General features: G+C 62.1%; 17 protein-coding genes and 1 pseudogene. 8 read left to right on the top strand and 10 right to left on the bottom strand.

Going from position 1 to position 21,141, the window contains the following annotated elements; all coding sequences use genetic code 11:
• Window positions 1–259 precede the first annotated feature (259 nt).
• From ITJ66_RS16800 to ITJ66_RS16810, 3 genes are all read right to left on the bottom strand, one after another.
• A complete protein-coding gene (locus tag ITJ66_RS16800) occupies window positions 260–1,330 on the bottom strand; it encodes a hypothetical protein (protein WP_194645365.1) in 1,071 nt (356 codons plus the stop codon).
• 163 nt (window positions 1,331–1,493) lie between these two features.
• Window positions 1,494–2,006, bottom strand: coding sequence for a hypothetical protein (locus ITJ66_RS16805; RefSeq protein WP_194645366.1), 513 nt, complete (start codon window positions 2,004–2,006; stop codon window positions 1,494–1,496).
• A gap of 318 nt (window positions 2,007–2,324) precedes the next feature.
• The gene (locus tag ITJ66_RS16810; RefSeq protein ID WP_370582715.1) at window positions 2,325–2,852 is read right to left on the bottom strand and encodes a hypothetical protein; all 528 of its coding nucleotides are present in this window, start codon (window positions 2,850–2,852) and stop codon (window positions 2,325–2,327) included.
• On the opposite strand from ITJ66_RS16810, the gene ITJ66_RS16815 reads away from it, so the two are divergent.
• Complete coding sequence (locus ITJ66_RS16815; RefSeq protein WP_370582713.1) at window positions 2,760–2,966, top strand: hypothetical protein; 207 nt, start codon at window positions 2,760–2,762, stop codon at window positions 2,964–2,966. The two genes, ITJ66_RS16810 and ITJ66_RS16815, sit on opposite strands and share 93 nt — an antisense overlap.
• On the opposite strand, the gene ITJ66_RS16820 is transcribed toward ITJ66_RS16815, so the two are convergent.
• From ITJ66_RS16820 to ITJ66_RS16830, 3 genes and pseudogenes are all read right to left on the bottom strand, one after another.
• Window positions 2,943–3,923, bottom strand: a complete 981-nt coding sequence (locus tag ITJ66_RS16820) for a Kiwa anti-phage protein KwaB-like domain-containing protein (protein ID WP_194645369.1) — start codon at window positions 3,921–3,923, stop codon at window positions 2,943–2,945. The two genes, ITJ66_RS16815 and ITJ66_RS16820, sit on opposite strands and share 24 nt — an antisense overlap.
• On the bottom strand, window positions 3,920–4,438 hold the full coding sequence (locus tag ITJ66_RS16825; protein ID WP_194645370.1) for a hypothetical protein: 519 nt from the start codon (window positions 4,436–4,438) through the stop codon (window positions 3,920–3,922). The genes ITJ66_RS16820 and ITJ66_RS16825 overlap by 4 nt, the downstream gene beginning before the upstream one ends.
• Before the next feature lie 112 nt (window positions 4,439–4,550).
• Window positions 4,551–5,131 (bottom strand): annotated as a pseudogene (locus tag ITJ66_RS16830) (recombinase family protein).
• Window positions 5,132–5,835: 704 nt separating this feature from the next.
• Here ITJ66_RS16830 and ITJ66_RS16835 point away from each other — a divergent pair.
• The 6 genes from ITJ66_RS16835 to ITJ66_RS16860 all read left to right on the top strand — a co-directional run bounded on the left by ITJ66_RS16835 (window position 5,836) and on the right by ITJ66_RS16860 (window position 12,139).
• Window positions 5,836–6,000: a hypothetical protein gene (locus tag ITJ66_RS16835; RefSeq protein WP_194645371.1), complete on the top strand. Its 165-nt coding sequence runs from the start codon at window positions 5,836–5,838 to the stop codon at window positions 5,998–6,000.
• 233 nt (window positions 6,001–6,233) lie between these two features.
• Entirely contained in the window at window positions 6,234–7,247 is a 1,014-nt protein-coding gene (locus ITJ66_RS16840; protein WP_228501967.1) for a hypothetical protein, read from the top strand.
• A 173-nt stretch (window positions 7,248–7,420) separates the two neighbouring features.
• The gene (locus ITJ66_RS16845) at window positions 7,421–9,274 is read left to right on the top strand and encodes a P-loop NTPase fold protein (protein ID WP_194645373.1); all 1,854 of its coding nucleotides are present in this window, start codon (window positions 7,421–7,423) and stop codon (window positions 9,272–9,274) included.
• Window positions 9,274–10,098: a hypothetical protein gene (locus ITJ66_RS16850; protein WP_194645374.1), complete on the top strand. Its 825-nt coding sequence runs from the start codon at window positions 9,274–9,276 to the stop codon at window positions 10,096–10,098. Before ITJ66_RS16845 ends, ITJ66_RS16850 begins: the two co-directional genes overlap by 1 nt.
• Window positions 10,095–11,372: a 7-cyano-7-deazaguanine synthase gene (locus ITJ66_RS16855; protein ID WP_194645375.1), complete on the top strand. Its 1,278-nt coding sequence runs from the start codon at window positions 10,095–10,097 to the stop codon at window positions 11,370–11,372. The genes ITJ66_RS16850 and ITJ66_RS16855 overlap by 4 nt, the downstream gene beginning before the upstream one ends.
• 32 nt (window positions 11,373–11,404) lie before the next feature.
• Window positions 11,405–12,139 (top strand): TatD family hydrolase, encoded by a 735-nt coding sequence (locus tag ITJ66_RS16860; protein ID WP_194645376.1) that lies wholly within the window; start codon window positions 11,405–11,407, stop codon window positions 12,137–12,139.
• A 754-nt stretch (window positions 12,140–12,893) separates the two neighbouring features.
• Here the strand turns inward: ITJ66_RS16860 and xerC are convergent.
• The 4 genes from xerC to ITJ66_RS16880 all read right to left on the bottom strand — a co-directional run bounded on the left by xerC (window position 12,894) and on the right by ITJ66_RS16880 (window position 15,579).
• On the bottom strand, window positions 12,894–14,048 hold the full coding sequence (xerC, locus tag ITJ66_RS16865) for a tyrosine recombinase XerC (protein WP_194645377.1): 1,155 nt from the start codon (window positions 14,046–14,048) through the stop codon (window positions 12,894–12,896).
• Window positions 14,045–14,233 (bottom strand): helix-turn-helix domain-containing protein, encoded by a 189-nt coding sequence (locus tag ITJ66_RS20050; protein ID WP_370582691.1) that lies wholly within the window; start codon window positions 14,231–14,233, stop codon window positions 14,045–14,047. The genes xerC and ITJ66_RS20050 overlap by 4 nt, the downstream gene beginning before the upstream one ends.
• Before the next feature lie 360 nt (window positions 14,234–14,593).
• Window positions 14,594–14,797 carry a hypothetical protein gene (locus ITJ66_RS16875; protein ID WP_194645378.1) on the bottom strand — a complete coding sequence of 68 codons (204 nt, stop codon included), beginning with the start codon at window positions 14,795–14,797 and terminating at the stop codon, window positions 14,594–14,596.
• The gene (locus tag ITJ66_RS16880; protein WP_194645379.1) at window positions 14,794–15,579 is read right to left on the bottom strand and encodes a DsbA family protein; all 786 of its coding nucleotides are present in this window, start codon (window positions 15,577–15,579) and stop codon (window positions 14,794–14,796) included. The genes ITJ66_RS16875 and ITJ66_RS16880 overlap by 4 nt, the downstream gene beginning before the upstream one ends.
• Before the next feature lie 910 nt (window positions 15,580–16,489).
• On the opposite strand from ITJ66_RS16880, the gene ITJ66_RS16885 reads away from it, so the two are divergent.
• Window positions 16,490–21,139 (top strand): GEVED domain-containing protein, encoded by a 4,650-nt coding sequence (locus ITJ66_RS16885; protein ID WP_370582692.1) that lies wholly within the window; start codon window positions 16,490–16,492, stop codon window positions 21,137–21,139.
• The last annotated feature ends 2 nt before the right edge of the window (window positions 21,140–21,141 follow it).

Here is a 21,141-nt window from a genome sequence, read left to right on the forward strand (position 1 = left end):
TGGAACCGCGTTTAAGGCTCTCGCTCTTCGGCCGTGGGAACCGTTGCTGGAGATCTCGTCCACTCAGGGTGGGTTGACTGGTACCTCCCAGTGACGAGCGTCAAGGCGCTGCCAATTGACAGCCCGTTCGGGCGAGAGCCTTCAGTGATGTCAACCTGTGATAGTAAGAGCGCTGGGTCCAGAGAGTGTTGGCAGCACGCCAGTGATTCCGACACTTGGCGCGCCTGCCACGGCGGGCGGCTCGATCCGAGGCGTGCTGCTAGTCATGACTATTCCCCAACATCCATCCATCGTGCGACGTGGTGTTCGACACGCCAAGCTCGATCTCGAGATCGTTGACCGCGCGAGCGACCTGGCGCAAAACGTCCTCCGGGTCACGTGAGAACCGGAGGATCGATTCTGAATAGTCCATGCTGAACGCGCGATCAACGGCGTCCTGCGTCACTGATGCGTGCAGTTCCATACCGAAGGCAGCGAAGGGAATCTTCTCCGTTCGCGTGGTGATCAGGCCACCGAGGTGCACGGCCGCGCGCAAGAGTGTCGGATCCTTGTCTGCGGTGACGAGCGCGGCGGCTTTGGCGTTGGTGCCATCGAGGAGACCGTAGCTCAGACCCTCGCCGAGACCGGTCATGAGTATGTCCCAAGCAACGTTCCAACACTTGGATGCGATTTGGTCGGGAGTCTCGGACCCGTCGAACTTCAAGATTCGCCGAACGTCATTCTGGGCGGCGCTGCTGCCGGCGAAGAAGCCTATTGCCAGCGCGAACACGTAGCTGGTCCTGACTCCGAGGGTGTTGGTCATCCACTCGGCAGTCTGCATCAACGCCCACTCGCGGCCGCGAGATTTCCGTTCTGCTCGTCGCCGCTCAAGCTGAAACAGATAGAGCAAAGCACCGTACTGAGCGATGAGCAAGATCCGAGGATCTGTGTTGACAAGATCCGTCGCGATTGGAGACTGTCCCGGCCAGGTACGATCACGGCGCTCCGGTGGGTGCCGATTCGCGAACTCGCGCTCGATGCGCCGTGAATCCCAGGAGAGGACGTGGTCGGCGGCGTGGATGAGTCGCCGTCGGCGAGTCGGGTCGAGTCCTTTGCCGCGCACCCACGACAGTTCTGACGTGGCCCAGCCATAGTTGATGTCGACGAACTTGCGGCGATCCATCGGGAACTCGAGGAGCAGACTCTCGAGGTGAGCGAACCTGGCCGGACCATTGAAATAGAAATCTCGGATGTCGAGCAGGACGTTTGCATCAAGTACGAGTTGTTTGACTTCTGCATCATCGAAATCGACGTGGGGTCCAACGATCTTGTACTTCCCAATGGTTCGCATGCGGGACATTATTTCAGGACGAGTCGCCACGCCTTGTCCCTATTCGTTCCAGGGTCATCCTCAAGTAACCTTCGGCAGGGGCCCCGCTGATTCTCTCGCTAGCTGGACGATCCACTTCAGGTATACTTGAACAGGCGATCTTCTCCAGATTTCGGGGTGAGGGTCATTTCGGCGGCGACTTTTGCGCGCGAGCTCGGATCGGGTTCACCCCGCCAATCACCTTGGCCGGCCCGCGGTAACCGTCTGCAGCGATCGCGTGGTCCCACAGTCGCCAGTACATCCGCCCGTCTTTTACGGCGTCGAACAGATCCGACCCATTGATCACTACGACTGAGCAGGCGGCGTCACGATGCCGCGGCCAGTGGTTCAAGAGCGAGCCGCGCCGACGATGGCCGAGGTAGTAGAACGTGCAGTTGCGCCACCCGAGGCCGATGATGAACGGATTCCACACGCGCTGAGGGCTGAGCACGACCTCGTTTCCGACTATCACCAGGAACCGATCTTCGACGTAGTGGTAGATCTCGTGCTCGTGAAGCCGCCCCCGAAAGTGCCGCGGCAAGGGAACGTACATGGTCGTCAGCAGCAGCACGATAATGGCGAGGACGCCGAGACCGGCGAGTGTCCAAGCAACCTGCGAGATAGACTCGAGCGCGCCCATTGGGTCAGCACTGTCCATGCATCACAAACTCGGGAAGAGTGAGAGCGATCACGGTCCCACAAATATCGGCTCTCTCCGGGGCCGTCGACTCAGTCTCGATGGTGGCGCGATCGCGGCACGTTCCGAATACCTTCACCCCGTAAGCCTACGAAGTTTCACCGGCGCTGCAGAGTCAGTCCGTCGATATGAACCGGTCAACGGCTTCGGACACGTGTGGAAGATCTCGGCGTCGCGGCACCGACGGCGCCTCGGCGGCAACCAGCAAGGAGTTCGAAGCTGCTCCTCCACAGAAATGAGAGCTGGCGACCCCGTGGACTGACCAGCGATAGGTGCGAGTTAACGTTTGTTGAACACGACCGGTAGCCAGCGAGCGGTCTTGTAAGGGTGCTTGCGCTCAACTGACTTGATGTCGGCCATCGGCAGGGTGAGCGCCGCCCCGTCGATGATGTAAACGAGGGGCTGAGTGTTGTTGAGTTCGATGCGCTCGTCCGCGATGAGCTGTCGAAGCACATCGAGGAGGCCTTCGCTGGCTCCGTCCCAGATCACTACTGGTTCGTACGGCCAATGCAGACGCAGATCGCCCTTTGACGGGATACCCTGCTCGTCGAGCATCCGCGCGATCTCAACGATTGAGACGCCGCCCTGTGCAGAGATGTACTTTACGATTGCGTCATAGTCGAGTGCCATGCGGACACCATAGAGCGTCAGAACATCCCGTTGGAACCCCAAATGCACGATCAGTCGTGGACCGTCGACGGCCGCGACTATGAGATTGATCTCAGCGACGACAACGCGGCGGCGCTCCGTGAGGCGCTGCGTTCGTCCACCGATGCTGTACGTCGGGTTGTCCCGCTTGCGCTGCACTGGTCGTTGTCGACGACTACCACTTGTTCGTGGCGCGACTACACAGGTGCGCTCGGGCAGCTACGCGCGTGGGCTGTTCATTGCATGCAGCTACGGCTGTACCTTCGACCCTGATTCGTAATCGCGCTCGGTGAGGACGGAGTGCAGGTAGTCGTCGTCGAGGAGCTTGAGGATCTGGAAGCGGTGCACGACATCGTCCTTGTAGACCAAGACCTCCTCGCCGTCCTCAGTAGCGATCTCGACATCGATGTAGTCGCGCTCGCGCACGAACGCGACCAGGCGTTCCATGGTCATCGCCGCTGCATAACCGGGGTCGCTGTTCATACTGCGCCGGATGGAGGCCATCTTGGCCATCATCTGCGGCTGCTTCATGCAGGCAGCCTTCATCTGCTCCATGCCGCGAATGCGTAGCTCGGCCGTGACCGCTTCGAAGGTTTCGCCGCTGGCCGCTCGCAACTGCTCGAAGAAGCCGAACGCGCGCTCGAACGTGGGCTTATGTGTGAAGAACGCAGTGCCGTCGATGTAGGTTACGTCGTAGGTGCGGCGCAATAACATCACATCAGCCGGTTCGAGCTTGTGATACACATTCCCGGCGCGCGCGAGCGCCAGAAACTTGCTCTCCTTTAGCTGGCTGAGTGTGTCTGCAAAACGGAAGAAGATGACCTGCTGCCCGTCCGCGGCTGTGAAGCGGAACGCGAGCAGCTTCACCACGGTTCGCGGCGGCAAATCGGAGTAGGGCGCAGAATCGTCGCCAGCAACCTGTTCGACGACCTTGCCGAGCGACGCGGCCTCACCCGAGCTCACATGCATGACATGCCCCGGAGCGATAAGCACTGCGGGAGCGTATGCGACGGGCGTCTGGTCCAGTGCCGAGGCGCGGCTTTCTTCGGCGATCTGCGCAAGCGCAGCCTGCGCGTTCTTGCTGAGCACCATCAGGTAAGCCCGGTACTCACCGTTCTGGTCGAGGGCGATAGCGCGCATGGAGATGCCGGCATCGGCAAATGCGGGGAAGTCTCGAAGGTGCTCCAGCGCCTCACTGGGCGTGATGGGGGGAGTCTCTGGTGCGCTCACGGGTTTTGCTTCCTCTCGGCGTAGACGTTCGTGCCGATCTCGACGACGCTGATGCGTTCGGTCTGACCGATATGGCGGCGTCGGCTCAACAACATCGCGGGGGTCCCATTGAGCGACACTTCGTAGGCGTGGATGCCGACCATCAGCAGCAGCGGGTGGACGTAGAACACCGCTGATCGCACATAGAGCACGCCGATGAGTACGGCGAAGAGAACGAGCGCCCAACGCGCGCCTTCGTCGATGTCCGATGCTGCAGCAGCGAAGGGGACGACGTAACTGACCACGTACGACATGACGTCCGAGTCGCGGTTACGAGCCTCAGTAAAATCTACGATGTCGACGCTCGAGGTGCGCGTCAGCAGCAACCACACTCCCAGCAGTAGAACGACGCTTATCACTGCGGCGCCACCGGCGAACCGCGACCACGGATCGCCGAAGGAATTCAGCAGCCAGAAAAGCGCCAACAACGGCGCATATGAGGAGGCGAACAGCACCACCTTTGCCACTGCACCCATGAACACCCCCCCCCGAGCTCAAAACATACAGCGCAACGGCGACAACTGCCAAGAACCCGACGGCGGCGGCGTTGATACCTTCCGAGTTGGCGAAACCGAATTGCTCGAAACCTCAGAGCTCAGGGGTTCTGCTCATGGAGTCGGTCTGATGACGGTACAGCGTCGCGCAACTCCAACCAACGAGTGCCGCCGCTTCTGCTTCCGTGCGGCCGCGATTGCGCGCGTCGGCGACGATGGCGAGCTTCTCGGCGATGATGTTGGTGCTCATGAGTGGGCGCCCGATTCGCGTGCTGCAGCGATGCCGGCGCTGACGCGTTCGACGACGAGCTCGCGCTCGTACTCGGCCAGGGTGGCGAGCATGTGGAGCATGAGCCGGCCCGTCGACGTCGCAGGGTCGATCCCATCGGAGAGCGATCGCACGTGGATTTCGCGGCCGCGCAGAAGCTCGAGGGTGTTGATCACGTCGATGAGGGAGCGGCCGAGCCGGTCGATGCGCCACACGATCACGGTGTCACCAGCCTAGGCATACTCGAGCAGTTTCGTCATCCCGGGGCGCTCAACCGCAGTTTTGCTACCCGAAGGCACGTCGGCGAACACATCACCTTTCTGGACGCCGGCCGCGAGGAGTGCATCGAGCTGCAGCTGTGCATCCCGGCCGACGGTGCTGACCTTGGAGTACCCGATCTGCCTCATGGCATCAGTACGTCTCAAAATCCCAGTCATTCCCCAATGGGACACATCTCACTGTGAGCTGAGTTTTCAAGACAGTCGACCTGTGGAGAGAGCCGCAGCTTTCCAGGCTTGAGCTCGCCACGATTCTAGACGCGCCTTGTGTCTCGTAAACCTGTAGTTGTTCAAGACGTGCCTCGGTTCTCAGGCGGCGCTCTCGCGGGCGTCTTCACCGCGCGGGCCATGCGCACACCGCAACTCGCGTATTCGGTAAGGGGCAGCCTGCGGACGGTCAACCGTAGAGGCGGCTGAGCGTTGGGCTGCTCGACGTCAGTCATCTCCTTGGAAGACGGACGTTCAGTCGCTTTGCTTGCGTATCCTCCGCGCGGGTGATTTGGCAGTCGAGTCCTTAGTGGGGCTCTTGTTCGCACGATGGGGTGGTGCGACGGAAATGAAGCTTGTGCCGGCCAGCGAACTCGCCGATCACCCGCACCCGCAGCCGGTCAACTGAAGAACGACAGGTGCCCGGCGGCGGCCGTCGGATAGGGGATCGTGAGTTCTCATCCGGAGCCGGTGCCGTCTTTATGTCCACCGACTCAGTGTGGCCTGTGCCTGCCCCACCTGACTCTTCGCGGACCAGTCGTCCTGGTGACGAGTTGTGCGCGGTTCTGAACATCTGATCCGAGATGCTCCATCCTGTGTCACGAGTAATCACTAAGGTCATCATCATGAGCGTCGAAGATGAAATCAAAGCGTTGGCGGCAAATGCCCGACACCTCAAGACGTCCGGTCGGTTCGGCCTGAACCCGGCTGAGGCTGACATTCACCGGCAACTCGAGTCGATCTGGGATGCCCTCTTGATCATCGCAAGGAAGGTCGACCCAGCAGACTAAGTCGCCGTACCGGAGCTTTCCAGTCTGCGTTCGGATAGCCACATGCTCGCGAGCTCTCTTCGGCGCGAGGCGTGCCCGCGTCCTGGGAGGACAGCTTTCGGCACCTCCATACGACCGCCCCTCCGACGAACCGCAATCCAAAGGCGTACAAGATGGTTGATCCAGGTGCCCGACAATGCGCGTTCTGCGGCAGCGCCGGGCCACTCACACGCGAGCACGTGCTTGGCAATTGGTTGAGCAAGATCGGTCTCGGCGACGGGCCGGTCGAGAACCATGCGGGGCCCCTCAACCGGCTGTCGGTGCCGATGGGGGTGGGGGCGCCGTTTCAGCAGGAAGTGAAGAGTGTCTGTGCTTCGTGTAACAACGGTTGGATGGGGAGCCTTGAGGAAACCGCCCAGCGCGTCTTGACGCCACTGATCCTTGGCGAGAGAGGCGTAATCGCGGTCGAGGATCAACCAGTCATTGCGATGTGGGTGCAGAAGACCGCACTCGTTTCTATGCTCGTGTCATCCGCCAGGGCTCGCGAGGATGGCTACGGCCTTCCTCCATCCGAGTTTGCGTTGCTGTACGCGCGGCGCGCGGCGCTCGAGCCGCTCCCGAGCAGCATCTTCTGGGCCGGGCGGTACAACGGGGACCTCCAGCTCGGATCGATATGGGTCACCCCGTTAGCCGTCGAGGTTCGGGGGTTACTCGAGTCTGAGCTCCCACATGGCTATGCCATGACCATCTCACTTGGTGCGCTCGTGATGCATGGACTTCGTTTCACTCACCTGCCGCTCGAGGTCGATGTTGCCGCACCGCCGCTGGAGACCATGTGGCCCGCCGGGTACGACATGGAGCTCTCGGACGGAGGGCTTGGCAACGAGGAGTTCTTGCAGCTCGCGCGCGGGCGAAGCTTCAAAACCTCGGAGCCTGACGTGAGTCTTCGACCATGGCGCCCGGCGACCGAACTCGACGCGAGTGAGCTGGTCGGATCAATCGTTTCTCTCCCGCTTCTGTGTGGCAAGCACGTCGACCACTACCCGGCAGATCTCGTCTACGAAGCTCAGCGCGGACGGTACTACTGGTTCATGACTTCGTGCGAGTGCGGGATGGCGTACCTCATCCGCACCGAGAGTGACGGTGCGCATGTAAAGGCCGCCGAGCCTGCCGAGCTCATCGCTGAGCGTTACGGGGAACTCGAAGGCGCAGAGTACAAGATCCAGGGCGAGGCCGGCGCATTCACCGTGAAAGAAGCCAGGACTTGAGCAACGTGAGGAGCGCTGTCCTGACCTACCGTGTCTTCGACGTGTCTCAGATCGGTACGACGTCGTCTATTCTTGCAACGGGCTATGTCGTACCCGACTGATAAGATTTAGGCGAACAAATAATCACCCAAAGGTGACGGTTCGAGGATGAACCAAGGGGGAGAAGTGCGGCCATGGTGAAAAGTAAACAGGTAGACCTAGCTCTATGGTCTGATGAACCGGCGACAACCGATCTACTGTCGTTCGACGCCATTGCTGAGACCGTTGTAGACGCCCTGTTCGACGAGGGCCTCAACCCTGTCGCGCTCGGTATTTCCGGTTCATGGGGCAGCGGTAAGACAACTGTGCTTAACCTCATTGACACCCATGTCAAGGAAAGGTCGAAAGCCAGTGGTACCACGGTGATCGTCGTTCGGGCAGACCCGTGGCGCTACGACCCGTCGGTCGGGCCCAAAGAAAGTCTCATCGCTGCGGTGCTCAAGGAGCTGGCTGCGGAGTTCAGGGGCGAGGATCCGGTGGTGGAGGCTGCCTCTTCAGCCTTTAAGAAGCTCGTCAAGCGCGTCAACTGGTCCAAGGCGATTAAGATGGCTGCCAGTACCGCGCTCACCGCCCAGCTCCCGTCACTCGACGCGGTCATGGACCTTGTGAGCGACGAGCCCGAAACGCTCGAATCAGACAAGGGGATGGATGCTTTCAGGGACGAGTTCCAGGCCCTCCTGAACGAGCCGGCGCTGTCGCACGTCTCCCAAGTGGTCGTCCTCGTCGACGACCTGGACCGATGCCTACCAGACACCGTTGTTGATGCTCTCGAGGCGATCCGCCTGTTCTTGTCAGCGGAGGGAATGTCGTTTGTCATTGCCGCCGACGAGGTGCGAGTTGCGGAAGCCATCCAGCAGAAGCTAAAGGCTCCGGCCGCTCCGACCGAGACAGAGAGCACTGCAAGCCTCTATCTGCACAAGATTGTCCAAACGACCATCCCTGTACCGGCGCTCAGCTACTTCGATACCCGCGCCTATCTGTTCCTTCTACTTGCCAGGACCCAGGTTGGGCCTGAAGTCTACGTCACTCTCGTCTCAGACTGCGACACACTCCGAACTGCCGCTGGCAGCTTGGACGATCTGGATCTTCCTGAGAGCGTCGACCTGTCGTTGCAGATGGCGACCGCGTCCCGCCTCACTCCGATCCTCTACGAGAAGTTCCAGGGCAACCCTCGCCGGATCAAGCGGTTCATGAATGATCTGTATGTGCGTCAAACCGTCGCCGGTCGCCGGGGTATCTCGCTCGAACCAGACGCGATTGCCAAACTGATGGTGATCGAGAAGCTACTCGAGAAGGACTTCGACGATCTACTCAAGTGGCTTGCCGCGGGGGAGCTCCGTCAGCGGCTTGATGCGCTCCAGAAGGTTGCCGCGGGCGAGACTAAAGCGGAGGCTGAACCGGAAGTTGAACCGAAGAGTAAGCCGGGCACCGCAGCCGAGAAATCTGCACCGAAGAAGCCCGAGCCCTCGATTGACCCCGAATCCTTCTCCGGGACAATGGTTCGGTGGGCGAAGCTACCCCCGGTGCTCGATGCGTCGGCTGTAACCGGGTACCTCACCCTTGCAGCGGCATTCAAGGGCCGACTGCTTCTCGACGAGTCACTTTCCGAGAAGCTTCGTGATCTAGCGGCCGCCCTCACCTCAAGCTCGCAGGTTGATCGTAGCGCAGTCAAGAACGAGGAAATCGAGCGACTCCCTGCGGGTGACGTCGTCGAGTTGTTGGCGCACCTCGGCCGCAGGATGCAAGATGATCCGTCGATCCAGATGTCGACGGTGAACGCCATCGTGACCATCGCCAGTCTGCATTCCAGTGAGCTCAAGGAAGCCCGGTCGGCGCTGGTGAAGCTGCCTGGTCAAGAGGTCAAGGCTTCGACCGTTCTGATCCTGAAAGGTAAAGCTACCGATTTTTCTGCCGTCCTGGACAGCTGGGCCGTGCACGCTGACGGACTGACCAAGCGAGCGATCGCATCGATCCGGAAGGCCGTCTGATGGGTACCAGCGGAGCATTCAAAGGCAGCGGCGGCAAAGATGCTGGCGACCTTAGAGATGCCATCGCGGGCTGGCTCGGAGATGATGCCGGATCGGACTCACCGAATTCCAACGAGCCTTCAGCTGACGGTGGTTCGACGAATCCCTTGAGCCCGTCGGCAATTTCATCTGTCATCGGCATGTGGAGGACCGGTTCTCGAGGTTCCGGTTCCGGTGGTGGCGGAGGCGGCGGTGGCGGCGGCGGCGCAGCTGACGGCAGAAGCGCTGGGTCTGGCGGCGGGAGGTCGTCGGGCGGCGTTCGCCGCAGCGTCGCGCGTGTGTCGGGGCCCGCAGGACGTGCTGGTTCCTTGGCCCGGGCCTACTCCACGGGTAACCGCGAAGCGCTCGAATCTGCTGGTCTGAACTATGACGAGCTCCGTGCGCTGAATGACCCTCTGGAGATCGGCCAGCGCATCGCAGAGGTGGCCTTCGATACGCAGGCAGACAGCACGCTGGAAGACAGTGAAGCGCGAATGATTGTCGCCGAACTCGTCTCTTGGATTCTCGAAGCGCCCGATGATCGGCCTCCTGCCCCTGACGAGATCGTCCGTCACTCTATCGAACTGATGATCGCCCAATCCGCGCTTCTTGAGGTCGGAGATACGATCCGGCAGGAGAAGAACCAGGCGAAACGCCATGAAGCCGAAGCAGAGATTCGACGCGGGGCTCAGGTACTTGCTTCGCAGGTAACACTTGGGGATATGGGCGCAACATCCGAGGAGATCACGACGGCCATCGAGAGCGGCGTGGCCCAGCTTAAGGAAATCTACGGGGCGTCCGAATGACCCGGCTCGCACTCGTCATCGACGAGACGCAGATGCCGCCAGATGTCGACGAAGTGTTCTTCTGGAACGACACGGGCGATGACTCGTTCAAATCTGGCCTCGGCCCCTCCCTCATGACACTAGGTCCTGTTCCCACGTTGAATGCGGACTTCGTTCGCATCGCGCTCGCGGTGTACGCGACCGATCACACAGTGAAGCGTGATGCCCGCGGCTCCAACTGGAACACGAGAGAACTCATTGTTTCTGTACCGGTGAGCGATCCCTCGCTCTGGGATTCTGCTGCAAACGAGCTGGTCGAGGCAGTCAACTTCCTGACCGGTGACCACTGGTCATTCGAGTTCACCACCCTTACCGGAATCGCTGAAAACGCACTCCTCGTCCCCGACGCGTCTAGCCGTGTAGTGCTCGTCAGTGGTGGGGCAGATTCGGGCATCGGAGCACTGCTTTCCGGATCAACGCTTGTCGACAAACAGACCCATTCGCTCGTGTCCCACGCCAGTTCCGGCGCAGCTCGCACGCCGCAGAAGCACGTCCATGCGCAGCTTGAGTCTCTTTTTCCGGGAAGGCAAGCTGCGCATCATCGCTTGTTCCTCAGCAGGGCGCAGAAGCGACCGGACGGCTCCTTGTTCCCGAGCGAACCGTCAAGCCGTTCACGGTCGTTCCTGTTTCTGGCGCTCGGACTCTCCGTCGCGTCGCAGTCGGGAGCGTCGCTCTGGATTCCGGAGAACGGATTCGCGTCTATTAACCCGCCACTCGGTCCCGAACGGCTGGGTGCTCTATCGACACGCACAACGCAACCATGGTTTCTCTGGAAGATTCAGAATGTCCTCGCCTCCATCGGGGCGCACGGGACGATCGAGAATCCCTTCCAGCTGATGACAAAGGGGGAGATGTTCGCGCAGGCCAAGACGCTCCTCGGCGACAAGAAGGCTTCCACCTACTTGAGCGCTACGAACTCCTGCTCCCACACAGACCAGAATTACCAGGGAGTTCCGAGCGGAACCCACTGTGGCGAGTGCTTTGGATGTATCGTTCGTCGGGCCTCGTTTAAGGCCGGCGGAGTCGTAGACGCCACTCGCTACCTCAGTGACGAACCTCAGCACGCCACTTACGTTGCATCGCATTCGGTTCTGGAAGCTGCAAGAGACTTTGCCTCTTCTACAATCTCGAACGCCACCATCATGGTGATGCCGCTTCCCCCGTCGCTTTCGGCCCGTCAGGCAATGGACCTGTGTCGGCGTGGTCAAGCAGAGGTGGGAGCGTACCTGGGATGAGAGAGTTACCCCCGCTCGACGTCCATGCCCATGTGGCGACGGACATCACTACTTCGGACCTAGAGCGTCTGGGTGCCGTCGTGCTCATTGCGACTAGATCGCTGGCTGATTTCGAGTTGGTACGCGGCCGGCAGGATCTCGTGAGCATCTGGGGCCTGGGCTGCCATCCCTCACTTGTCGGTGTTCAACGTTCTTTTGATGAAGTTCTCTTCGAACAGGCGCTCGCACAAACGCCATTCGTGGCGGAGGTAGGGTTGGACGGCGGGTCCCGCGTACCGCTGGAGAAGCAGATGGAAACCCTGCACACGATCCTCAAAGTGGTTGATCGGCTCCCACGAATCGTCTCACTCCACAGCTACCGGGCGACCAGCGAACTCATTGATGTCCTGGCCAAGCATGGAGCACAACCCGGGCGAGTATTGCACTGGTGGCTCGGAGACGCCGAAGAGACACAACGAGCTATCGAGCTGGGTTGCTACTTCTCCGTGAACTTCTCGATGATCCGCACGAGCGAGACTTGGAAGATGATTCCGGTCGACCGGGTGCTGCTCGAAACTGATCACCCGTCCGGAGACCGTTTCGGCGCCGCCCCTCGACAGCCAGGCCGTGTGCAACCGGTCGAGGCCGCGATCGCCAAACATCATGGCGTGACCGCTCGCGTCGTACGCCAGCACGTCTGGGTTAATTTCGCTCGCATCGTCGCCGCGACCGGTACGAGAGCGCTACTCCCCGAGCCTGTGCGAAAGATGATCGATGCCGCTGGATGAGACTCAGAGGCCGACCACTTTTCGAAACGAACCAAAAGGACTGATGCTCTGATGGCACAGATGCGAGGTCCCAAAAACAGCGCCCAGGGCACGCCGGGTCAGAGCTTGGGTCAGGACTTTGGCCACAACGGCAACTAGGGACCCCTATTGCCGTTGCTTTGGCTCCAATCCAGGCCGGAAGGGCGTCTGCAATGACGGCCGTCGAGTTCGTCCACATGCCGACCGCAACGCAGCTTCGAGCACAGACATCATGTGTCCCGGTGAAGGATTGAACTACGGGCACTCCGTTCGGCTTATGCGGTGGGCAGACACCGGCACGGCAGCGGACGATAGCCGTCCGCGTGCGATCGGCACGTGCGTCCGACACCGGAGCGGCCAGATCGGCGACTCGTCAAATCGTCTGTGCTGGAGAGCATGAATGGCAGCAACCCGCCCCCGTTCTGGTGAACGGCCACGAACAGAACCTGGCAAAATCCCCGGTCAGCCGACTTCCACGAACGGTTACGGAGCCCATCGCCCTCACTCGTAATGAGAAGGTCAAGGGTTCGATTCCCTTGGGCGGCTCCATCAGATTCACCCGGCCGTTGCCCTGGAAATCCCAGGTCAGCGGCTATTTTCTTGCCTCATTCCGTCCGCGGTTGTGTCCCAGCTTTGGTGGTCAGGTGTGGTTTTCGGCCCGATTGACAGCAACGCTGACAGCAACGGCTGACAGCAACGCCCGCGGACGCCGGCGAACCGCGGCGCACGACAGCGGTCAGTTGAGGCTCGGACCCCGGGCGTCGAGTGCGGAGTTCATCGCCGCAGAAGCGCTCTTCAGGGTCGCTGGCGCGACGTGTGAGTAGATGTCGGAGGTGATCGCCATGTTCGAGTGTCCAAGGATTTCCATGACGACCCGCATCTGCACACCCTGCGAGAGGAGCAAGGATGCGCAGGTGTGGCGCATGTCGTGAAAGCGGATGCGGCGGACACCCGCGGCCGCGATGTCCTTGTCGAAGGTTCGGCGCAGATTGCTGGGTTCGATCGGTGTCCCGATCTTCGTTGTGAAGACCAGCCCGGTGTCGTTCCATGCGGGTCCTGCGGCCCGGCGTTCGCCTTCTTGGATCGCCAGTCGCCGTTTCAGTGCATCGGCGGCGAGATCGGGCAGGGGGAGTGTTCGTCTTGAGCGCTTCGTCTTGGTTGGGCCGATACTCATGCCCTGCCCGGCGCCGGCACGATGTGCTGTCTGGCGAACGCGGAGCTCTGTACGTTCAGCGTTGACGTCCACCCAACGAAGGCCCAGGAGTTCACCTCTTCGCATGCCGAGGGTAAGCGCCAGGGCATAAATCTCGGCGAACTGTGACTCCCGACTGGAGTTGAGGAAGGCCGAGGCATCCTCGGCAGTCCACGGCTCGACCTCCGTGTCTTCGAGTTTCGGTGCGCGGACGAGCGACGCGACGTTCCGAGCGATGTGTTGTTCTCTGGCTGCTTCGGCGAGGATGCTCCGGAGCACTGCGTGGGCGAGCCGGACGGTGTGCGCCGAAACGCCTGTGCGGGCTATGGCGGTATGCATCTCGCGCACGTGCGCTGGCGTGATCTGCTCGAGCTTCTTCGTCCCGAGAGCGGGCAGAATGTGCTTCCCGAGGATCCACTCGTAGTTGGCACGTGTCGTCGGGCGGAGCGCGTTCGGCGCGACGTGTTGTATCCAGTGCGCTGCGTATGTCTGCATCGTCCAACCCGATACTGCCGTTGGTACGCCGCTGTCCGTCTGCGTGATGAGGTCACGGACCTTGGCTGCGACCTCTGCCTTGGTGCGACCGTAGACCTGTCGGCGCTTTTGCGATCCGTCATGCGCCAGCACGTAGGTGGCGCCGGTCCATCTTCCGTCGGTGCGCTTGTAGATCGACCCCTCGCCATTGGCGCGTTGGCTCAAGCTCCATCCTCGCCAGCGAGCTGACGAGCGAAACGATGAAGTGCCGAGACGGGGATGCGCCTCGCTCGCCCGATCTTGACGCTCGACAACTGGCCCAACCTCATCAGGTCATACACCGTGGAGCGGCCAACTCCGAGTGATTCTGCAGCCTCTTCCGCGGTGAGCATGAGCTTGTCTATTGGCATGCCGATCCGATCAGTCGTGGGCACCCGGGTGGATGCCTCGTAACTGCTCTTGCAGGCTAGCTTCGCGAGTGGCGGACCCCAGCGGACTGCAGGGGCCGTTGGTCGTCCAAGGCTGACGTCGGGTGCGATGAGTCGTTCTGCTTGGTATTCAGATTGCTAACCGCAGCGTCATTGCCCATGACGGGGTGCCTGGTCGAAGTGGTCCTCTTCGACCTTGGCGACCTCGACGTTGGTCCAGGCTCCGGCCAGGCCAGGCCATCCGGTTCGGCGTCGAAGGCCGCGCCTATGGGGTTGGCTACAACGACGACTCCCATGCGCTCCACGCCGCGCTTCGGTTGGTTATCCGTTGAGGTGTCGGGGCTATCTGGTGACGCGGGTGCTCTCGTTGATGTTGATGGTGATCACTGTCGAGGTTCCAGGCAGGCTGAACGCGAGCGGAAAGGGGCGCTCATTGGTGGTGTGGAACTTCTCGATGCGCCTGCGGGCGTATCGGATGGTGACGCTGTCGGACAGGTGATACTCGGTGTCATTATGGATGAGCACCCAGCCGCGGTCCTGTCTCACTGATGGACACCGGACTTTGTGGCGTAAAACGCAACGAAGCGAGCGGTTTGATCGCTGTTTCCCGTGCAGAGGCGGCCGCTCACGATGGCTGTCGGGACCTGTTGCAACGCGCTGACGTCCGTCGTTGGGAGTGGTCCCTGGAGGGCCTGTGCGGTGTGCTCGTGTATCCACTGCTCGTATTGGCTCTGCAAGCTGTGCCAGTTGAGCGTCGCGCCAGCTTGTTCCGCCAGCGTGGTCAGCTCCGTGTTACTGAGTCCGGCTGTGTTTTCGGCTGGCTGATGCTCGTAGAGCGACGAAAGGTAGTCGCGGAGGCTGCCGGGGTGGTTGGCTGCAACGTCGACGAGGGCAGCTGCGGCGCGGGTGGGATAGTTCGTGCCGTTAGACAGCCGGTCTAGAACGGCGACCGGATGGATGCGGAGGGTCGCTTTGTTGCGGTCGACCTTGTCGAACAGGAACTGTCCGTTGCTTGCCTCGAAGATCTTGCAGTAGGGACATATTGGGTCGAGGTACAGATCGACGATCGCCGGTCCGTTACCGATGCTGAGGTATCCAGCGTCGAAGTCCACGAGGCCGGCCGTGCCGACGAGGTTCGATTGCTGGGGGTCCGGCGTCGGTGCTGGTTGAGGTGAACACCCGCCGAGCAACATCGTCGCCGCAAGGAGCGAGCTCAACAGTCCAACGCGGTGCGTCACGGTTCCCAAGCTCATTGTGAGTGATCTTCCTTTCGTGCCAACGGCCCCAAGTGGGCCGAGATGGGCGGTGAGGTTTGAAATGTTGTTCATCAGGACTGATGCTGGATTACCGAATCCCTGCCGCGTCGCCGCTGGACTGTCTATGCCGCTGAAAGTGCCCGCGGCGAGCAAGGCACTGCCATGTATTTGGGAGCCTGAGACTCAAGCGTGGTTTGGAAGGCTAGGCCGAGCTACGCGTGGCTCATGGGCGATGATTCGGGCGTATCGGTTGGGTCCCGTGAGGTCATCGCGGAGCACTAGGTCGCCTAGACGAAGTTGGCTTCCTGAGCGCACGACCTCTCCCATGAGGACTTGCGTGCGACTGATGAGCCTCGACGAGGCGATGACTCGATCTCCGGCCTGCACCAGTGCCGGGTCGCTTTTGGTTTGATTCTCGGTCTCAGGGGCGCTCATGGTTCGGTCTCCGTCGCTGCGTGGTGCCACGATCATTCGTCGCGGGCTCAGCCCCTCAGACGGCGCACGGGGTGAATCGTGACGGCATACGAGCGGCGACTACCGTCGCCGTGCTTTGTCGAAGGCGCGTGTCTGAAAAACGAAAAGATGTCGCACACGGGCGTCATAAAACTCGAACGAAGTCGTCTGAGGTACTGAGCTTCACGAGTTCTCGGCTGCTGCGTTGATTACGCGGTGGAGATACGGGTCCCTGGGAAGCCTTCAAACCCGATATGACACCTGGCCCCGAGAGGACCCGATGAAATTCCTCACCTTGCGACGGCGTGACACGTCTCGCCCTACACGCGCCCGTAGCGCAGCAGTAACTGCTGCCACCGTGGTCGCACTGGCTCTGGCGAGCTTCGCCCTCCCAGTTTCCCCGGCGACTGCGGCACCGGGCGACGCTGCCCAGCTGTACCTGGGGCCGTCGACAGCAGCAGCCACTGTCGGATCGAACAAGGACATCACTGCTCCGACGGAGTGTCCGGCGAACTCGATCCTCACCGGCGTGCAGACCGAGAACCGGCAGAACGTCGCGCCAAACGGTGCCAACGCGATCCTGGTCCGTTTCAGCATCCAATGCTCAACGATCACCGTCAGCAACGCCGGCGTCCCAACCGCAACCGTGAATCCGACGTGGATCACCGGGCCGACCTGGGATCAGAGCCGCGGCAACGTCCAAACCGGCGTCTGCCCGGCAAACACTTTCGTGCATCGGATCACCGGCACGACCTTCGTGGGCAACGGTGTCGACCGGTGGCCATCGTCTGTGCAGATCACCTGCCGACCGCTGACCTTCACCTCAGCGGGTGAGCTTCGAGTGAACCTGGCCGCCACCCCGACGGTCATCACGATTGGACAGGACTTCAACACCACTGGTGGCCTGCAGACTCCGACCCCGCGATGCGGGCCGGGAGGAACCACTGGAACGAGCGACATCCTCGTCCGCGGCTACCGAGCTCAGGGCGGCGGCGAAGGCATCGACGGATTCAACCCCTCGTGCACCACGATCCCTGACGACTTCGGTGATGCACCGAACAGCTACGGCTCGGCCTCGCACGAGCTGAACGCAGCAACCTACCTCGGCTGGTCAGAAGATGCTGAGGCGGGAATGCAGTACAGCGCCGACGCAACGGGCGACAACCAGGTCAGTGGAACTGCTCCGAATCAGTCCATCAACGATGAGAACGGCGTGGCCAGCTTCGATCCGATCGTTGCAGGGCGGACCGGCAACTACTCGGTGTCAGTCCTCACCTCCAACAAAGTCCCGGGTACTCCGGCGACCCTGGTGGGATGGATCGACTTCAACCGCAACGGAACATTCGAACCCAACGAAGGCGCTTCAGTGCCCGTGCCTGCAGGAACACCCGACGGCACATCGGTGACACTCACCTGGTCCGGCATCGCCGCCCAGACCGTCGCCGGCCCCTCATTCGCCCGGTTCCGCATCGGTTCCGGCACACAACTGACGACGGCCACACCCACCGGTACCGGGACTCCTGGTGAGGTCGAGGACTACGCACTCACCATCGCCGCCTCCGAACCCTCCTTCACCGTCGCAAAGAGCGTCGACAAGACCGTCACGACCCCCGGCGATCCCGTCACCTACTCCGTCACCGTGACCAACACGGGACCCTGGGCCTACGACGAAAGCGCCCCGGCCGGACAGCGACAGGCATCGTTCACTGACGACCTGAGCGACGTGCTCGACGATGCAACCTACGCCGGCGACGCCACCGAGGGCGCAACCGTCACCGGAAACACGTTGTCATGGGCCGGCACACTCGCGGTCGGACAAACACGGACCATCACCTACTCCGTCATTCCCAAGACCCCCGGTCAAGGCAACGCGACCCTCATCAATGCGGTGACCCCGACCGGCACCGGAGGCACGTGTGCCACGCCTGGCGGATGCTCGACAACCACCCCGGTGCAGGCACTTCGCATTTCGAAGGTCGCCGACCAAAGCGATGTCGTTCCGGGCCAGACGATCACCTACACGGTGACGGTGCAGAACACGGGCGCCGTGGACTACACCGCCGCCGATCCCGCGTCGTTCTCTGACGACCTCACCGCCGTGCTCGACGACGCAAGCTGGAACGACGACGCGACCGCAACCGCAGGAGCGTTGTCCTTCACCAGCCCGACCCTGTCCTGGTCCGGCCCGGTCGCCGCAGGCGAGACGGTCACGGTCACCTACTCGGTCACTGTCAACGACCCGCCGTCGGGCGATTCCCAGATCGATAACGCAGTGACCTCGACGACGCCGGGCAACAACTGCCCGACCGGAAACACCGACCCTGCGTGCATCGTCCAGATCCCCTCCGGCTCCTACACGGTCCAAAAGGCTGCCTCGACGGACGTGGTGAATCCTGGCGACATCGTCACGTACACCGTGACCGTCACGAACACCGGTGAACAGGCCTACACGGAGACGGACCCCGCGTCCTTCTCCGACGACCTCACCGCTGTCCTCGACGATGCCACGTACAACGACGACGCATCCGCTGGTGCCACTGTGTCCGGAAACACGCTGGCTTGGTCCGGGGCCCTTCCGGTCGGTCAGAGCGTGGTCGTCACTTACTCGGTGACCGTCAAGAACCCCGACACGGGCGACAAGACCCTCACGAACACCGTCGTCCCCACCAGCCCAGGCGGCCGTTGCCCGACCGCCGGGGAGTGCACGACCACAACGAACGTGCGTTCCTACACGGTGGAGAAGACCGCGTCGGCCCAGACCGCTACCCCAGGTACGGCCGTCACCTACACGGTCACCGTGACGAACACCGGCACTGCGGCATACACAGCTGACGCGCCCGCGTCGTTCTCGGACGACCTGTCCGCAGTCCTGGACGACGCTACGTACAACGCGGACGCCTCGGCAACTGCCGGCGAGGTGAGCTTCACGTCGCCGACCCTGTCATGGGCAGGACCATTGGAGATCGGTTCGCCGGTCACCGTCACGTATACGGTCACCGTCAACGCGGCAGGGACAGGAGACAAGACCCTGACGAACACGGTCACGCCAACGACTCCAGGCGGCACCTGCACGACCGAAGGCAGTTGCACGACGACCACACAGGTCCAGTCCTTCACGGTCGAGAAGACAGCATCGGCACCGACCGCAACGCCCGGTTCCGTGCTCACCTACACCGTGACCGTCACCAACACCGGTCAGATCGCATACACGGCCGAGGCCCCGGCATCGTTCTCGGACGACCTGTCGGCGGTCCTCGACGACGCCACGTACAACGACGACGCGACGGCCGGGGCAACTGTTTCCGGCAACACCCTGTCGTGGTCGGGCGCTTTGCCGGTCGGTGAGAGCGTCACGGTGACGTACTCGGTGACGGTGAAGCAGCCGAACACCGGTGACAACGTGCTCACGAATGCGGTCACTCCGACCGGTCCTGGTGGGGCGTGTGCGACCGAGGGCGGGTGTGTGACGAACACGCCGGTCCAGTCGATCGCGTTCACGAAGACCGCTGATACGACCGAGGTCGTGCCGGGTGCGACGGTGACGTACACGATCACCGCGACGAACACCGGGCAGGTGGACTACACCACCGACGCGCCGGCAGCGTTCACCGACGACCTGTCGGCGGTCCTCGACGACGCCGACTATAACGGCGACGCCACCGCAACTACCGGCTCCATCTCCTACACCGCACCGACCCTCTCTTGGGCCGGCCCGGTCGCCGTTGGAACCACGACCACCATCACCTACACGGTGACGGTGAACAGCCCCGACGCGGGTGACTCCCGACTCGAGAACACCGTCGTGTCGGACACGCCGGGCGGCAACTGCCCGGCAGGTAGCACCGACCCGGCATGCGTCGTGGAGCTCCCCTCCGGGTCGTTCTCCGTGGAGAAGACGGCGTCGTCCGAGTCGGTTACGCCTGGTTCGTCACTCAGCTACACCGTGACCGTCACCAACACCGGTCAGATCGCGTACACCACCGACAAGCCGGCATCGTTCTCGGACGACCTCACCGCGGTGCTCGACGACGCGACCTACAACGGCGACGCCGCAGCGTCCGACAACACCGGCGTGGTGTCTTTCACCACTCCGACCTTGTCGTGGTCGGGCGCTTTGCCGGTCGGTGAGAGCGTCACGGTGACGTACTCGGTGACGGTGAAGCAGCCGAACACCGGTGACAACGTGCTCACGAATGCGGTCACTCCGACCGGTCCTGGTGGGGCGTGTGCGACCGAGGGCGGGTGTGTGACGAACACGCCGGTCCAGTCGATCGCGTTCACGAAGACCGCTGATACGACCGAGGTCGTGCCGGGTGCGACGGTGACGTACACGATCACCGCGACGAACACCGGGCAGGTGGACTACACCACCGACGCGCCGGCAGCGTTCACCGACGACCTGTCGGCGGTCCTCGACGACGCCGACTACAACGGCGACGCCACCGCCACCGGCGGCGCGGTCATCTACACCGCGCCCACGCTCACCTGGGCTGGTCCAGTTGCGGTCGGCGCGACCGTCACCATCAGCTACACGGTGACCGTGAACGGCCCGGATACCGGCGACAAGATCCTTGCGAACACCGTCGTCTCCAACGTGCCCGGTTCGAACTGTGTTGAAGGCGTCGGGGATCCGAACTGCACGAGCACGGTGCCCGCGGGTTCGTACTCGGTGACGAAGCAGGCGTCGACGACGTCCGCAGTGCAGGGCTCGACGATCACCTACACGGTGACTGTCACCAACACCGGGAACGTCTCCTACACCGACGCGGCACCGGCATCGTTCCGGGACTCGCTGACCCAGGTGCTGGATGACGCCAGCTACAACGGTGACGTCACAGCCACTGCAGGTGCGGCAGCCTTCACGGCGCCGAACCTGTCCTGGTCGGGCCCGCTGCCAGTCGGACAGGCCGTCACGGTGACCTACTCGGTGACGGTCAACAGCCCGGACACCGGTGATCGGAAGGTCGTGAATGCGGTCGTGCCGACCGGACCCGGTGGGGCCTGTGCGGTGGGTGCGTGCACAACCACGACTGATGTGCCGCCCGGACTCCTCGTCCACACCGGCGGCAGCAGCTCAGCCGGCGTCACTGGGCTGGGCGGATTCGGTGCCGCGGTGCTCGCGCTCATGATCGCGTTGGGGGCGGCCTGGTCGTTCTCCCGCCGACAGTCGCGGAGCTAGGC

The sequence above is a fragment of the Plantibacter sp. VKM Ac-2885 genome (assembly GCF_015351205.1).
Taxonomy (GTDB): Bacteria; Actinomycetota; Actinomycetes; order Actinomycetales; family Microbacteriaceae; genus Plantibacter; species Plantibacter auratus.